This is a genomic window from Bacteroides sp. AM23-12, assembly GCF_003434395.1.
Taxonomy (GTDB): Bacteria; Bacteroidota; Bacteroidia; order Bacteroidales; family Bacteroidaceae; genus Bacteroides; species Bacteroides thetaiotaomicron.
The window spans coordinates 38,999-56,025 of sequence record NZ_QTLF01000021.1; the positions used below are offsets into that span (position 1 = coordinate 38,999).

A 17,027-nucleotide genomic window follows, 5' to 3' on the forward strand; every position below is an offset into this window, starting at 1 on the left:
TTATGTTTTTAGAATGAAAGGATCAGAAAGAAAGACTTGCGCCGATTGTCCATACTCTGGCTTGCGGATATACACCGTAGTCAATGCCAAGTGAAGTTCCGCCGGAAGAGATTTCGGGGTCGAAGCCGTGATATTTGGTGAAAGTAAACAGGTTCTCGGCTGCCACGTAGAAGCGTAGTGAAGAGATGAATACTTTCTGGGTCAGTGCGGCAGGCAGAGTATATCCCAACTGGATATTCTTCAGGCGCAGATAGCTGCCATCGTAGACGTAAAGGTCGGATGATTGCCAGTTTACGTTGTCACCTTGTACGAAGCGGGGGATACGGTTGGAGGTACCTTCACCTGTCCAGCGGTTCAGCATCCATGAGGGCAGGTTGCTGGTGGCGATGTCCGTACGGCGGGTTGCGTCGTAGATATCGTTTCCGGCAGTGCCTTGCCACATCATGTTCAGGTCGAAGTTTTTCCAGCTCACACCCAGATTGAAGCCGAATGTCCAGTCGGGCATACCTTTACCTATATCTGTACGGTCGTTCGCATCAATGATTCCGTTGCCGTCTACATCTACGAAGCGGACATCGCCCGGTACGGCTGTCGGTTGCAGTAATTCTCCCTTGTCGTTTTTGTAAGCCTTTACTTCGTCTGTGTTCTGGAAGATACCAGCTGTCTTATATCCGTAGAAGAAAGGGAAAGGTTTGCCGTTTTCGGCGCGGCTGATATCACCCGTTCCCTGGAAGGAGTCTAGGTTTTCCCAACCGGATTCGTTACCATATTCTATCAGTTTGTTCTTTAGGTAACTGGCGTTGGCGCTGACACGGAAGTTCCAGTCGCTGACGCGGAACTTATAGGCTGCTTCCAGTTCGATACCGCTGTTTTCCATTTTACCCACATTACCGATAGGTTTAGCTTCACCTACATAGAAAGGGATATTCATTTCCATCAGCATGCCGTTGGTTTTCTTCTTGTAATAGTCTGCTGTAAAGGTCAGGGCATTGTTGAAGAAACCAAAGTCCAAACCAAAGTCGAGTTGTTCGGACTCTTCCCATTTCAGGTCGGGATTGGCCAGCCCGCTGGCTTTCACGCCGTTGATTACGTTTTCGGATGAACCGAAGATAGCATTATTGCCGGGAGAAGTCAATACGGTATATTTGAAGTTACCGATATTTTCGTTACCATTCTTACCCCATGAAAGGCGGATTTTGGTGGTAGTCAGCCAGTTCGGGCGTTTGTTCATGAACTTTTCGTTGGTGAGGTTCCATCCCAAAGAGAAGGAGGGGAATACGGCATAGTGATTGTTGGGGCCGAAGCGGGAAGAACCGTCACGGCGTACGGTCACCTGCAACATATAGCGTTCGTCATAATTGTAGCTTGCACGTGCGAAGATTGAAGCCAGTGTGGCATCTACCGAAGGAGCACCTGCGGCGTCACGATCTGCATTGGCTGCCAGTCCGGTACTTGCGTCGATATAAGGACGGCTGTAATTGGTGATGTTATTGCGTGAACCGTACAGATAGGAGCCTGAACTCTTTTTGGCGGATTGACCCAGCAATACGGAGAAAGAGTGCTTGTCGATGCTCTTGTCATACATCAGCACGTTTTCCAGCTGCCATACGGTTCCGTCTTCTTTTCTTGAATAAGCGGAAGACTGGGTAGAAGATTCACCGCTTCGCAGATAATAAAGAGGTCTGTAACTATCGTATCCCCAAAAAGAGAGGTCGGCACCATAGGAAGTCTTGAATTTCAGGTTGTCCCATAATTGCAATTCTGCAGAGAAGTTAGCGACGAATTTATGACTCCAGTGTTTGTCGCCCGGCAAAGAAAGTTTGGCAATCGGGTTGGACATTTCACCGAATTCGCCCGGGATGCTGAAAAGTTTTCCGTTGCGTGGGTCATATACAGGCGTGTACTCTGCCGTTGTACCGTATTTGTCGAACTGGGCTTTTATCGCTTCTTCTGTTTCGTCGTACACGTTCAGTATGGGAGACAGGGCGAGTGCCGATCCCAATGGTGTGCCCCAGGTAGAGTTATCATCAAAATTCGTACTTTTAATGCGGGCATAAGAGAGGTTGGAAGTCACCTTCAGGCTGTTTAGCCAGTTACGTTCTTTCGATTCGTCGAAGAGGGTGTACTGTGTATTGCTGCGCAGTGTCAGACGTTCGTAGTTGGAACGGTCGAAGTTACCTCCCACGATACCGTCTTGTGTGTAGAAGCCCAGAGAAAAGAGGTAATTTACTTTTTCGCTCGCACCACTCACACTCACTTGGTGGTTCATCATCGGAGCATTGTTGTTAAATACTTCGTCTTGCCAATTAGTGCCTTGACCGTAAGAGTATGGGTCACTGAATTTTGGGGCGATACCTGCATTGATCGCACCTTCATTGATCATGAGTGCGTATTCCGAAGCATTCAGTACGTCCCGTTTTTTCCAGGCACTCTGCCAGCCGTACGAAAAGTCGTAAGTTACTTTCGTTTTGCCGATCTTGCCGGTTTTGGTGGTAACAAGGATAACACCGTTGGCGGCACGTGCACCGTAGACAGCTCCGGAAGCGGCATCTTTCAATACTTCGATAGAAGCGATATCATTCGGATTCAGGTAGTCCAGCCCACCTTCAAGCGGCATACCGTCTACAATGTAAAGAGGATCGGCGGCTCCGTTCTCGGTACGAATGGTACCTACCCCACGTACGCGGATTTGTGCAGCGGCACCCGGCTGACCGGAAGAGGATGTAACGGTAACACCGGAAGCTAAACCTTTCAGAGCATTGTCCATACGTACCGGGGCTGTGGAGGCCAGATCATCAGCGGATACTTTGGCGATAGAGGCCGTCACAACGCTTTTCTTCTGGACGCCATAACCCACTACTACCACTTCGTCCAATGTCTCGGAGTCTTCCTGTAGGACAATTTTAATATCTTTATGCCCTTTTACCGCAATTTCCTGTGACTTGAATCCTATATAAGAGATGGAAAGAATAGCGTCGGCGGGTGCCGATAATGTGAAAGTACCGTTGAAATCGGTGATTGTACCTGTGGAAGTATTCCCTTTCACAACCACATTTACTCCGGGCAGAGGTTCGTTGTCCGTACCACTTACCACCGTACCTTTTATCTGTATATTCTGTGCATATACAGCAGCTAAGGTGAAGCTTAATAGAAATAAAACTGATAATAACTTTTTCATGAGTTTTACTAAATTAAGATTAACTATACTCGTTTTTATGTTCGCAACCGAACGATGCAAACATAAGGCTAAATGGTATACGGCTTGATAAATTATGTTATTCATAAATACGTCAAACCGGGAAAAAAAATACGCTATCAATACGTCAGATTATAGTAACGTACTGATAACTAGGAAATAAATGGTACGTTCGTTTGATACGTCACAACAACAGATTCAGAAAAATAATCAGTTTCCGAATCTGTTGTTGTGACTATTTGTGTCAGAGGTAGTTGCTTAAGTAATCTGTCAAACTGTCTTCCCGTTCCAGACTGAACTTCTTGCGCAGACGATACCGGATCGTCTCTACCCCCCGGACGGAGATATTCAGAAGCGGTGCTATCTCTTTGGTAGAAAGGTTCATTTTCAGATAGGCGCACATCATGCGTTCATTGTTGGAGAGATCGGGGTGCTTGGCATGAAGCCTTTTCATGAAATTATTATGGATCAGGTCGAACTGGTCTTCGATTCGCTTTAATACCTCGTCGCTCTGGATATTGGAATCAATTTTGCTGTTGATCAGTATGAGCTGCTGTTTGCTTTCACGGGAGCCTTCGCCTTTCAACATGGCGGATACTTTGGCTATTTCTGACTTAATCTCGGTCAGCATCTCGTTCTTGCGTACGAAGTTTATCATCAGGTTGGCCATTTCCTGACTTTTGTGTTGCAGGTCATGCTCCAGCTTTTCTTTTTCCAGTTGCATGATCTGTTTTTCGTTCCGGGCTTTTTCTTCTTCGTATTCCTTTTCCATCTCAAACAGTTCTTTGTCTTTTTCTACAATGGCTTGTTGCTTTTTACGCTTCACACGCATATCGTCCCATCGATAAACACCCCACATACCGAAGAGAGCCAGAACGATGTAGCAGATGTAAGCCATTACGCTGCGATACCATGGCGGGAGTATGCGGAATGATATTTCATCGGAAGAGGAAGTGCCGTCGGGGAAAAGGGCTTTGATTTCAAATATATATTCGCCTTCGGGCAGATTACTGTATTCCTTGGTGCGTGCAACGGTGAAGTCCGACCATTCTCCTTTGTTCAGACGATAACGAAAATGGGTGTCGTCACTCAGAATTAAAGAAGAAAGCTCATATTCGAAACGGATGGAATTCAGTGCATAGTCGATAGACAGTGCAGGTTTTCGCTTTAGGAAATTGGCCGTATATACCAGTGAGTCTTTGGGATAAGACAGATACATATTCTTTATATATAAGGAGTGACTGCGGTCTTGTTGCTCTCTGACAGCAGGAATGCTGAAAAGGGCGAAACCGTCTTCGTTAGGAATAACCAGCAATGAATCGGATAGGGGAATGATGGCCTCGAAGTTGAGCACCGACTCTATCTTGGGTTGTCGGATAGGATTGATGCTGGTATTAGCCCCTTTCTTATAAGTTCCCAGATTGGCGATACATATTTCATAAGGGCTTAAGCTGATGAGATGGTCATTATATTCCAACAGACGTGAATAGGTTGCCGTACCGTTCAGAAGATTGTTCATATCCGGGTAGGGTTCCATGATATCTTTATGGATGTTGTGTTTATAGATGCCGGACGGTGTGGCAAAGTAGATACGACCTTTAATTTTTGCGGGGTATATATGATTTTTTGAAGGAAAGCCGTCTTTGGTATCATAATCTTTCACGCTGGTGACCTTTGTCAGATTTTCGGATAACTTGATATGGGTAATATGGTCTGTGTTATACATCCAGATAGTTCTTGCATCCTCTTGTTCGAAGAGACGGCTGGAATCGTTCAATCCTTCGATTTTGCAGACGACACGCCACTCTCCATCTGTTTTTTCCACTAGATAAATGCCGTTGTATACACCAATGTACATCAGGCCTTTACGATTCATGACCTGCTGACAGCACCATGCGCCGGTGATGTCCGTCACTCGTTTCATTCCGTTGTCCTGAATCAGGAAAATTCCCCGGTCGTGCAGGCAGAAAAGTTCGTCTCCTATATGGCAGAGGTTCCAGACCTGGCCGCTTGACTGCGGAACGGGACGGATATCGGGCAGGTTACCGTTCGATTGCACCGGATAGGAAGTGTAGTATAAACCACGGTTAGTACCTAAATAAAGAGAACCGTCTTTTACTGCTGCCGTATATCCCGCTCCATAAGAGTAGGGGTATGAATATAGATTCGTAAAAGGAGAAGTGAGGCAGACATAGTCAATGCCACTATCCAGTCCTGCCCAAAGATTGCCGAAAGTATCAAAAGCAACGGAAAGAACTGTGTTATTGTGAAGTCCGTTATTCTCATTGAAATATTTGAGCTTCATGGTTTTGCAGTCAATCAGTATCAGGCCTTTATGAATAGTACCCAATGCAATCTGGTCATTTTTTGCCGCCACGCAGAATACTTCATTTTCGCGCATGAAGTCTTCGGCACCGGTAACGAATGGTTCCATTGTGCGTCCGTCACAGTAAAACAATCCATTATAGGCGGTTACCACAAGTACGCCACTTTTATAAGGTATAATGCCACGAATGCGTTTTGATGCCAGGTCTTCCGCACCCTGTAACGGGAAAGGGGTATTGCCTACCAGTACCCATACTCCCCGGTCGGTTCCGATATACAAGATCCCCTTTATCATGCTCGAACAGTCAATCTTGGCATCCGTCTCGATGGCGGTATACTTACCGTTCAGATATTTCACTATGCGGCTGTCTCCCTGAAAGTACATGATATTATCTGCTTCGTGAATGTTCCATACATTGCCAAGATAGCGGCAATCATCTTTCAGCGTATCCGACATACAGTAATATTTTAAACTGCCGTCCCTGCCCGGTTCATAATAGCCGAACTCATTGATTCCTCCTGCATAAATCCGGTTATGAGCGGTAGATACCAAAACAGAACGCACATCTGAAGTATTGTTCAGCGGGAAAACGTTCCACGCATTGCCGTCGAATTGTAACATACCGTTCTTATTGGCAAAAAATACCCATTTATCATCGTAAGGTGCTATCTTCCATGTCTGAGCGCCTTTGCCATAGAGATTCTTATCGAAGTTGATAATGAAACTGTTCCAATTGGCGAAGGTTTCAATAAAAGGTAAAAAGGAAAATAAGAGAAACAGATTGCGTATCAGGTGTTTTTTCATATGTATTAATCATTTTATTCTACAAAAATAATGTTTATTTTCAATGTAGCCTCTTAATGCTGATTTTTATGTGCCGATTTTTAATAATCCGTTCAACAATGTTTGGGTGAAATCTGTTGCTTTTCATTATCTTTGTCTTTCATAAAAACAATAATTTTAAAAAGTATGAGTATCGAATTAGGAAAATTCAACCAACTCGAAGTGGTAAAGGAAGTCGATTTCGGTTTGTATCTCGACGGAGGAGATGAAGGTGAAATCCTGCTGCCCACCCGTTATGTACCCGAAGACTGTAAGGTAGGGGATATGTTGAATGTATTTCTTTATCTGGATATTGACGAAAGACTGATTGCCACGACACTGACTCCGTTGGTGCAGGTAGGGCAGTTCGCCTGTCTCGAAGTCTCTTGGGTGAACCAGTTCGGGGCATTCCTCAACTGGGGATTGATGAAAGACTTATTTGTACCTTTCAGTGAGCAGAAGATGAAAATGCAGGTGGGAAGATCCTACGTGGTCCATGCTCATGTGGATGAGGAAAGTTATCGTATTGTAGCTTCGGCGAAGGTAGAACGCTACCTGTCGAAAGATATGCCCGATTATGCTCCGGGTGCGGAAGTGGATATTCTGATCTGGCAGAAGACGGACTTGGGTTTCAAAGCGATTATAGACAATAAGTATAGCGGATTGCTGTATGAAAATGAAATATTCCGTGCATTGGAGACCGGTATGCAGATGAAGGCGTTTGTGAAACAGGTACGCGAAGATGGTAAGGTGGACCTGATACTTCAGAAACCGGGATTTGAGAAAGTCGATGATTTCTCGAAGACACTGTTGGAGTATATTCGGGAACATGGCGGACGGATCAATCTGAACGATAAAAGTCCTGCGGAAGATATTTACGATACCTTTGGTGTCAGCAAGAAAACTTTTAAGAAAGGTGTAGGTGACTTGTATAAGAAACGATTGATTTCTTTGCATGAGAACGGCATCACTTTGGCAGAATCCTAAACAGAATAGGGAAATCCCTATGCAGGAATAGAGAGAATCATTGGGGTGGGGAGTTTTCTCACCCTATTTTTGTGATATCAGTTAAAGATAATAATTTTAAAAACAGATAAGCTATGCGTAAGATAATAATAAGTTTCTGTATTTTGCTCGCTGCCCTTTCTTTAAAAGCGCAGCCTGTCAGCGGAATCCGGATTGATGGCGGAGATACTCCGATTCTTGTTTATTTTGGCGGAAGGCAGATGTGTTATCCTACTACTACTTGTTTCGTTGCCAATCTGAAACCGGGAAATTATACCATTGAAGTGTACGCTTCCCGCCCGACTCGCCCGGGAGAACGTGTATGGAAAGGAGAACGGTTGTATAATGACCGCGTTTACTTTAACGGAAACGAAGTAAAAGATATCATTGTAGAAGAACGTGGAGATATCCGTCCGGGCAGACCCGGAAGACCGGGAAACGGTCAGGGTGGACACCGTCCGGACTATAACCGCTACGACAGAGTGATGAATGACCAACTTTTCAAGAAGTTCTTTGATAGTGTGAAGAATGAGCCTTTTGAAAAAGATCGTATGGGGTTGATTACAACTGCATTGGCGAACTCTGATTTTACATCGGAGCAGTGTCTTCAACTGGTGAAGTTCTATACCTTTGATAATGAACGGCTGAAGATTATGAAAATGATGTATCCCAATATTGTAGATAAAGAGGCTTTCTTTACAGTGATCGGTACTCTTACATTCTCCAGTAACAAGACCAAAATGAACGATTTCATCAAGGAATACGAAGGACGCTGATCATACATTAGTTCACTAAAAACGATACGGTTATGAAAAATATACATATAATCCTGTTTTTCACGTTGTGGGTAATACTCGGTAGCTGTTCTACTTATTACGTATCCAACAAGCAAGTGATGGAGGTTCAGCAGGGAATGTCCCGGCAGAATGTAGAAAAAATCTTGGGTAAACCGGATTACAGACGTTTTGACGGAGGTGGCGAGGAATGGGAGTACCACCGGATTTCTTCAGTGCTTTACGGCAACTCGATCAAGATTATTGTATATTTTGCAGATGGAAGAGTTACGGGTATGGATACCTTTAATGGTGATGAAATACTTCTTCCGCCGCCTCCGGTTGTGATGTCTCCTTCCGTTGTTGTAACCAATACGGATCCGGTTCGTCCGCCACGCTATGAAGAAAGTCCCCGTCGCAGAACACTTATGATGCGTGATGAGTTTGATCGTTTTCTTAGTGATTTCCGGATGGTGATCATGTCTGATGAGCAGATTAAATATATAGATGACGTTTTGTTGGATTGCAATTTTACTTCTGCCCAGTGCGGAAAGATCATTGATCAGATAAGTGGTTCGGATGCCCAGATGACTGTGATGAAACGTATGTATCCGCAAATTGTGGATAAAGAAAATTTTGCTTCGGTCGTCAATAAGCTCTTTTCGTCTTTTGACCGTGACAAGATGAAGGAATATATCCAGGCTTACCACGGTGACCAACGACCGGGAGACGTAGGATATGTACGGCCCAGAGCTATGAGTTCAGCCGATTTTGACCGTTTCTTCAATGAGTATAGAGGTAAATCTTTTGAGTCTGACCGTACCAGAATGCTGGATGAAGTTGTACCTCCTTCGGGATTCACTTGTGCCCAATGCCGTAAATTGGTGGATATGTGTACTTTTCAGACAGATAAAAAGAATATGATAAAGAAACTTTATCCGAAAATCGCAGATAAGAAGAACTTCTCCATACTGACGGATGTTTTCACTTTTGAGATGGACAAAAGAGAGATGAGGGAGTTTGCGGAATCTTACGATAGCGGACGTAACTAAAAAAGAATGAAACCATGAAAAGAATTCTATTTATATTGTTAGTCGTGACTGCCAGTACCACTGTAATGGCGGGAATGAGTACCAGCAAGGTACGTAAGGAGACACGTTTCCTTACTGATAAGATGGCATACGAACTGGACCTGAATAATCCCCAATATAATGACGTGTATGAGATTAACTATGATTTCATTTATTCGCTTCGTAATATTATGGATTATGTAGTACGGGGTGATGAGTGGGCATTGGATGATTACTATGAAGCGCTGGATATTCGCAACGATGATCTTCGTTGGGTGTTGAGCGATGCGCAATACCGCAGATTCCTGGGAGCTGAGTATTTCTATCGTCCCATTTATGTCACCGGAGGAAGATGGAGTTTCCGGATTTATATCAATTATCCGAATCGTAGTTTATTCTATTTTGGTGTACCTTATCATTATCGGACTTACTGTGGTGCACATTATCGTCCGCATATTCATCATGTGAGTTATTATCGGGGAAGATATAATAATCTTGTGCACTATCCTACGCCATATCGGGTAAGAGATCAGCGGGTATTCCATTCTTATCGTCGTTCAGACTTCGGTTCTGTACGTTTCCGTCCGAACACTTCCGTTCGTCCGCATAATGCACCTACCCGACCGGGTACTTCGGGACGTCCGGGAACAACGTCACGGCCTAATACATCAGGACGTCCGGGAAATACTTCCCGTCCTCGTCCTGAAACGGACCATAGACCGTCCACTTCAGGCAGACCATCTACATCGGGCAGGCCGTCCACTTCCGGAAGACCTTCCAACTCTGAAAGACCTTCGGTCAATGAACGACCGTCTATTCCAAGGAGACCGTCCACTCCGGGCAGAAATGATAAACCGAACAAGGAAGTAACTCCGGGCAGAGGCCACAACAGAGGTGAAGGAGATCGTCATTCAGGAAGTCGTCCGGGAACGAGTACAAGTACTCCGAATTCTAATCGTCGTCCGGAAACGAATTCAGGGTCTTCGAATTCCAGTCGCCGTCCGACAAGTAGTGGTACGAGCACAAACCGTGGCAGCAGCTCCGGTAGGAACAGCAATTCCGGCAGTAGTTCCAGCAGAGGGAACGTATCCGGCAGATCAACAGAAAGAAGCTCATCTTCAGAAAGTTCGAGAAGCAACAGCAACCGAGGTTCTTCTTCCCGTTCTTCAGAAAGAGGAAGCAGCTCAAGAAGATAAAACCTATTCCTTTATTAATAAATTATTGCTCCTCAGCGGTAGGAGAACTGGACTCCGGCGTTTCGCCGACTAGACTATTCAGGGCGTCGCCCGTAACTTGGATATCGGGGCGGATACTATCCGCCTCGATTTCACTTATTAACCCTTTCTTGGCGAGGCGTCCGGCAATCAGCTTATAATAGCCTTCCATATTCTCTTTTAACCGTCCGTTTTCCGCAAAGGAACTGCGGAAGTGTTTAGGCTTCGGGATAATAGAAGCTAGAAAAATACTTTCTTCGGTCGTGAGTTGCGAAGGGCGTTTGCCGAAATAATAGGCAGAGGCTTCCTGAATACCATAAACCAGCGGTCCCCATTCGGCTATGTTCAGATAAACTTCATACATACGTTCTTTAGAAGTCAGCCTTTCTGTCTCTATCAGCCATACGATGAGTGCTTCTTCCAATTTGCGGGCAAAGTTCTTGTTCCGGTTGAGAAATACGTTTTTTACCAGCTGCATGGTAATTGTGCTGCCTCCTCTGGCGAAACGTTCGACTTGCAGGTCGTAAATCAAAGCTTCACGCATCGCATCAGGCAAAAAGCCCTTGTGGTAGAAAAAAGCTCCGTCCTCACTTTGCATGACAGACATCCGCAGCAATGGAGAAATGCTGTCCAAAGGAGTAAAATGTTCCCATGAAGGTCCGACAGGAAATGTTTTGACCGGTATTCCGTTTTCATAGGCGGTATAGACAAACTCTTCACTCATTTTTGAAAGAGATGTTGCACCATATTCTATTATCCGAAAATCTTTTTCTTTCAATTCGGACTCAAACTTAAGGCTGTCTAGTCGGGCAAAATCGATATCTAACAGAAAATGATAAGCCAGCTCACCACTTGTTTTTATACCTTCCAGATTGCTGAATAAGCCTTTGGGCAAAGAACTGAATAGTTCGTCGGCCGGAAACCATGATTTATCTGTGGCAGCAGTGAAGTGCCATTGATTTTCATTCTTTTCTGCCCGCAGATAAGGATGAAATTTTATTTGGTTGAATAATACCGTCGTCGTACTGTCCAGTTCCAGCGTTTGCTTGCCGATATTCATCTGATACGTGAGTTGTCCGCGATCCAGATGGATCACTTCGGGAGAGAGTGCTTTGTGAAATACATCAAGTCCGCTTACTTTCGCCGTACCGTCAAGTTGCAGTTGGTTTTCGGTACGATTTTCTTTAGTCATACTATAATATAAGGTATCGAAAGTAACTTCTGCTCCAAAACGGCGGTTGATATACGGTAGTGAAACTTTCTTTTGCTCTGTGGCAAAAAGTTCTGCCTGCAGGGTATGTACCTTTCTGTTCAACTCTCCTGCTGCTTTCCATTGTTGAGTCAGCGTATCTTCTTTTATCTTGATGGTGGACTGAAAGCGATTGTTTTCGATTGTAAAGGTGGGGATATTGACTGTTACGAAATTGCTGTCTTTCCGTTCGGTTATATTAAGTTGAGTCAGTTGACCGTTTTCGGGGAAGAAACCATATATTAAGTTTAATATTCGGTTGATGCGATGGGCGTAATTGGTTTCTATGACCGGCTCTGTAGTTGCTTCCGGGTGGTGTCCGGAGAATAGAAAATCATAGTTGGCTGCACTGTCCCGTTTGATAAAAGCGATTGCCAGTCCATTCATGTGGACGTTGCGGACTTCAATATTTCCTTTCAGCAGTTTCCAAAAATTCAGTCTGACATTGACAGATTGTAGTGTAAGAAGGGTATCCCGTTGGTCGGGAACGATGGAAAGCCCTTGCAGAGTAATTTCGCTACATCCCTTCATCTGTAGATTCTGATAATGAATTTGCAGTCCGTATGTTTGTTCGATATGAGTCGTACGCTTGTTAGTTATGCTTTGCAGAAGCATATTGCGGCTCAAATAGATACTGATAAGGCAGATAAACAAGCCTCCTCCGATTGATAGAAGAAGAATACTTTTTTTGCTGTTCTTTTTCATCTTTTGCCTTTAATAAGTTATTGGCTGCAAAGGTAGATAATATTCTGTTCAACAAGATATAAGCAGTCTTTTTTTATTAGTGTGTCCGCTTATGAGCGTACAACTGTTCATTTTCGTACATCTCAGTTTTTCTTCTTTCCGCTGACTATTAAGTATTTATCTTTTTGGCATGCCCATTGCATTTATATATTCGAAGGCGGGCAACAAAAGAAATGAAAAAAAAGTTCAGATAGTTGCAACCATTCCATATAGACGTTCCGTCTAATAAACAGAAGAACAAAAAAAGAAAGTTGAACTAATAAAAAATATACAATTATGAAAACTACAGTATTATTCAGAATGATGGTTTTAGTGGCAATGGTAGTTGCCGGTATCGCCAATACAGAGTTGAAAGCACAGGACAATAACTTCATTACTAATGAAGAGAAAGTAGATGATCTTGTTGTTTCGAAGGTGATTTACAGACTGGATGGTTCTCTCTATCGTCACATGAAATATGATTTTACTTATGATGATCAAAAGAGAGTAACAGCTAAAGAAGCTTTCAAGTGGGATTCATCCACTGAAAAATGGATTCCGTATTTCAAGATCGATTATACTTATTCTTCTAATGAAATCACATTGGTATATGCACGTTGGAATAATTCTCACAGAGCTTATGATGATTCTGTAGAAAAGAGTGTTTATGAACTGAATGATGCTAATATGCCGATCGCGTATATGAACTACAAGTGGAATGACTATAAATGGATTGAAGAATCAGCCGGCAACTGGGCTATGAATATACAGATTCCGGTAACAGATGAAGCAGACTTGCTGCTTGCCGGAAGATAACAATACCGGGGATTGTGAAATTCTCTTTCTCTCTTAAGGTTTTAACAAACGAAAACGGTGGATTACCCAAACGAGGGAATCCGCCGTTTTTATTGTATCTGTCTGAAACCGGTGCTGTTTACTAGATTGTTCTATTTAATGAGCGGCAGATATTCTCCATATCCTTCTTCTTTCATTTTTTCTTTCGGGATAAAACGCAGCGAAGCACTATTGATACAATACCGCAATCCGCCTTTGTCCTTTGGCCCGTCTGTAAATACATGTCCTAAATGCGCATCTCCTGTCTTGCTGCGTACTTCTGTCCGTATCATTCCGTGAGTAGTATCTTTCTTCTCTGCGATCAGCTCTTTCTGAATCGGTTTGGAAAAACTGGGCCATCCACAACCGGAATCAAATTTGTCTGTGGAAACAAACAACGGTTCTCCGGTGGTGATATCTACATAAATGCCGGGGCGGTGTTCATTCCAGAACTCGTTATGGAAAGCTGGCTCTGTGGCATTTTTCTGAGTCACTGCATACTGTTCGGCAGATAATTTCTTACGGAGAGTGGCATCATCCGGTTTTTGATAAGTTGCGGTCTTGGGAGCATTCGCTTTTCGTGCCATTTCAAATAAAGCCGGATTGATATGGCAATATCCGCCCGGATTCTTATCCAGATAATCCTGATGATAGACTTCTGCCGGATAAAAGTTTGTCAACGGTTCCACTTCAACGGCAATCGGTTTGTTGTATTGAGTGGCTAATGCCTGGATCGCCTGATTGATGGTGGGGAGATCGGCTTTATTGATATAATATATACCGGTTCTGTACTGTGTACCACGATCGTTCCCCTGTCGGTTGAGGCTGGTCGGATCGATTGTCTGAAAATAGAGGTTGAGCAATAAACTCAGATTTACTTCTTCCGGATCATAAACAACCTTCACTGTTTCGGCAGCATTTGTCTTGCCCGAACACACCTGTTCATAACTGGGATTGGCAACGGTGCTGTTGGCATATCCCACCTGAGTACTTTCTACCCCTCTGATTTGTTTCAGGAAGTGTTCGGTTCCCCAAAAACATCCTCCTGCAAAATAAATTTCCGCTTGACTTTTCATTGGTTTTGCAATTCCTAAAAATACATTACTAATTATTAGAATCACTGCGATGATAATATGTTTCATAACTGTTGGTTCTTTCTATAGTAACGGATGAACCGGTGGATATGTTTTAGAAATCTCTTACATAAATAACAAGTGTTTTTTGTGAGTTTGAAAACATGAGTAAAGCCTTAAAAATAGAATACTTTTCCGATGTATTCTATTTTTAAGGCTTTTTGATAAATAGCCGGAAATCTGTTCTATTCTATGATTTCTCCTTTATAGAAATCCAGTATTTTAGTACGGAACAGATAATCGTATTTAGCTTGCAGTTTATCCGACAGTGCTTTGGTCAGGTTTAGTTTCGCTTCATTGTATTCCACAAAAGTAGCTTTACCGTTATTGAATTTTTCGCTCATCAACCGAAAAGATTCTTCGTTGGCTTTCACTGCAACTTCGCTGGAGTTATATTTACTTTCTGCAGCTACTGCATTATACCAGGCTTGCTGGATTTCTTTATAAAGAACTTTCTTGGTGTTGTCCAGTTGCAAAGCAAGGTTTGACTGTTGTAGGCGGGCAGTGCGTACCCGATTACGAGTGCTAAAACGGTTGAAGATCGGAACGCTCAGGTTGAAAGAAATAGATTTGCTCAGGTTATTTTTTAATTGACGGGCAAAACCGGATTCTGCTTCACCGTTGAGTGTATAGTAGCTGCTTCCTAGCCCTGCACTGAAAGAAAGTTGGGGGTAGAATTCACTTTGAGCGATACGAATGTTTTTTAAACTACCTTGTAAGCGATATTCTGCTGCCTTGATGCCGGGCTTATAGGCAATCGCCTGGATATAAATGTCATCCGGAGCTGTTAGAGGTTCAAATTTCAGTTCTTCTTTTGGATTCTCAAGAACGAAACCTTCCGGTGTAGGCAGTTCTAATAACTGGCTGAGACTTAATAGTGACAATTTATATGTATTGTCTGCCTGTACGGCTGTCATCTCATCCTGTGCTACACGTGCCTGCGCTTCAGCTACCTCCGCCGGTGAAGCCTTGCCGACATCATGCAGTCCTTTGATACGTTTCAGCTGATCTTTGCTTAACTCAACCTGATTTTGTGCTACCTTGTTCAATTCCAGATTGAAAAGCACTTGCAGATAGGCAGAGGTAACATTGATTGCAATATCCTCTTTGGCTTTATTCAGGTCCTCGATAGCAGCCTGTAAATTGAGCTTGGCAAGGGAATATTGATTGGATAATTGTAAGCCTGTGAAGAGAGGTACATTAGTACTTAAGTTCACTCCCGTACTGGAACTGTTAGTATCACTATATGAATTATCTTTCGGAGAAGCTGTACGTCCCCAGCTCCACCCCTGGCTGATACCACCGTTTAAGTTCGGCAGACGTGCCCATTTAGCGGTGTTTACACTAATCTTATTTTGTTCGGCTTCATTGGCTGTCTGGCGGATGTCGATGTTATGCTCGATGGCATAGTCGATGCATTGCCGTAAAGTCCATGTCTGCGGAGTGGTATCCTGTGCTTGAACAGAACCGATACCGGTTCCGCTCAACAGGATGATTGCCATCATTTTATTGATTACTTTCATTGGATGTCAGTTATTTATCTTTTTTCTCAGCACCGCGTAACTTGGTCTGAGCGGTTACACCTTTTTTTATCTCAATCTTGATACCGTCACTCATTCCGGTAGTCACCTGTGTACGTTCGAATTTCTGTTGTGGTACGGAGTCCGTCATGATATACACAAATGTAGAGTCACCGCTGAACTCAATCGTACTTTCGGGTACTGCCAGCACTTTGCTGGCACGCTGGAGCACAATCTCTGCATTGGCAGAATAGCCGGAACGAATCTGCACGGTATCCGGAACTGTGATAGCAGCTTTGATTTCAAATTGATTGGCTCCGTTGGTTTCTACTCCTTTCGGTGAAATATATTCGAGAATAGCATCAAAAGTCAGATTCTGTAAAGCTCCGATCGTCAGTTTAATCGGCATTCCCTCATGGATGCGACCCACTTCGGTTTCGTCAATATTTCCCCTGAAAATCAGATCGTTCATGTTTGCTACCGTAGCAATGGTAGTACCGTCGTTGAATGTATTACTCATGATTACGGAGTTACCGGCTTTCACTGGTACGTCCAGAATTAATCCGTCAATAGTAGAGCGGATCATGGTGCTACTGAATGAAGCACTGTTTTTAGTGATTCCTTCTTTTATAATTTCCAGATTATCTTTGGCAGTCTGATTCTCTTCCCGTGCCTGCTTTACCGCTACTTCTCCTTTTTCGTAATCTTCACGACTGATAAGCTGATCTTCATATAACTTCTTGATACGGGTAAAGTCTGTTTCGGCCTGCTTTGCATTGATCTCTGCCAGGCGGACACGACTTTCTGCGGAGTTCAGTTGTCCGAGTTCGGGAATTACTTTGACTTTCGCGATCACTTCCCCTTTTTTTACGCTCTGTCCCGCTTCTTTGAATACCTCGTCTACAATACCGGAAATCTGAGGCTTGATTAAAATTTCATCTCTCGGCTCTACCTTTCCGGTGGCTACTGTAGTCTTTTCAAGGTCCGTGACTTCTGCTGCCAGTGTTTCATATACGATCACTTTAGGCTTGGATTTCTGATAAAGAAATACGAACGTTCCGACAAGGATTATGGCAATAATTACCAATAATGTGATTTTCAGATACTTTTTCATCTTGAATATATATGTTTAATTTTTAATTCTTCATTTAACTCTCAACTC

Annotated in this window: 11 protein-coding genes; 5 read left to right on the top strand and 6 right to left on the bottom strand. The window is 43.6% G+C overall.

Going from position 1 to position 17,027, the window contains the following annotated elements:
* Positions 1-22 precede the first annotated feature (22 nt).
* Positions 23-3,178 carry a TonB-dependent receptor gene (locus DW640_RS16185; RefSeq protein ID WP_061473120.1) on the bottom strand — a complete coding sequence of 1,052 codons (3,156 nt, stop codon included), beginning with the start codon at positions 3,176-3,178 and terminating at the stop codon, positions 23-25.
* Positions 3,179-3,440: 262 nt separating this feature from the next.
* Positions 3,441-6,326 (bottom strand): triple tyrosine motif-containing protein, encoded by a 2,886-nt coding sequence (locus DW640_RS16190; RefSeq protein WP_117578706.1) that lies wholly within the window; start codon positions 6,324-6,326, stop codon positions 3,441-3,443.
* 165 nt (positions 6,327-6,491) lie between these two features.
* Here DW640_RS16190 and DW640_RS16195 point away from each other — a divergent pair, with 165 nt between their 5' ends.
* The 4 genes from DW640_RS16195 to DW640_RS16210 all read left to right on the top strand — a co-directional run bounded on the left by DW640_RS16195 (position 6,492) and on the right by DW640_RS16210 (position 10,388).
* The gene (locus DW640_RS16195; protein WP_008765158.1) at positions 6,492-7,331 is read left to right on the top strand and encodes a S1 RNA-binding domain-containing protein; all 840 of its coding nucleotides are present in this window, start codon (positions 6,492-6,494) and stop codon (positions 7,329-7,331) included.
* Positions 7,332-7,444: 113 nt separating this feature from the next.
* On the top strand, positions 7,445-8,125 hold the full coding sequence (locus DW640_RS16200; protein WP_022470787.1) for a DUF4476 domain-containing protein: 681 nt from the start codon (positions 7,445-7,447) through the stop codon (positions 8,123-8,125).
* Positions 8,126-8,157: 32 nt separating this feature from the next.
* A complete protein-coding gene (locus DW640_RS16205) occupies positions 8,158-9,174 on the top strand; it encodes a DUF4476 domain-containing protein (protein ID WP_011108320.1) in 1,017 nt (338 codons plus the stop codon).
* Between the two features lie 14 nt (positions 9,175-9,188).
* Complete coding sequence (locus tag DW640_RS16210; protein ID WP_055230002.1) at positions 9,189-10,388, top strand: hypothetical protein; 1,200 nt, start codon at positions 9,189-9,191, stop codon at positions 10,386-10,388.
* A gap of 22 nt (positions 10,389-10,410) precedes the next feature.
* Here the strand turns inward: DW640_RS16210 and DW640_RS16215 are convergent, their stop codons facing one another.
* Positions 10,411-12,360 carry a biosynthetic peptidoglycan transglycosylase gene (locus DW640_RS16215; protein ID WP_022470785.1) on the bottom strand — a complete coding sequence of 650 codons (1,950 nt, stop codon included), beginning with the start codon at positions 12,358-12,360 and terminating at the stop codon, positions 10,411-10,413.
* 315 nt (positions 12,361-12,675) lie between these two features.
* Between DW640_RS16215 and DW640_RS16220 the strand changes: the two genes are divergently transcribed.
* Positions 12,676-13,194: a DUF3836 domain-containing protein gene (locus tag DW640_RS16220; protein ID WP_008765153.1), complete on the top strand. Its 519-nt coding sequence runs from the start codon at positions 12,676-12,678 to the stop codon at positions 13,192-13,194.
* Positions 13,195-13,325: 131 nt separating this feature from the next.
* On the opposite strand, the gene msrB is transcribed toward DW640_RS16220, so the two are convergent.
* The 3 genes from msrB to DW640_RS16235 form a co-directional block, all read right to left on the bottom strand.
* Positions 13,326-14,354, bottom strand: coding sequence for a peptide-methionine (R)-S-oxide reductase MsrB (gene msrB, locus DW640_RS16225; protein ID WP_022470784.1), 1,029 nt, complete (start codon positions 14,352-14,354; stop codon positions 13,326-13,328).
* Between the two features lie 176 nt (positions 14,355-14,530).
* Positions 14,531-15,868 carry a TolC family protein gene (locus tag DW640_RS16230; RefSeq protein ID WP_008765151.1) on the bottom strand — a complete coding sequence of 446 codons (1,338 nt, stop codon included), beginning with the start codon at positions 15,866-15,868 and terminating at the stop codon, positions 14,531-14,533.
* Between the two features lie 10 nt (positions 15,869-15,878).
* Positions 15,879-16,979, bottom strand: coding sequence for an efflux RND transporter periplasmic adaptor subunit (locus DW640_RS16235; protein ID WP_008763619.1), 1,101 nt, complete (start codon positions 16,977-16,979; stop codon positions 15,879-15,881).
* Between the last annotated feature and the right edge of the window lie 48 nt (positions 16,980-17,027).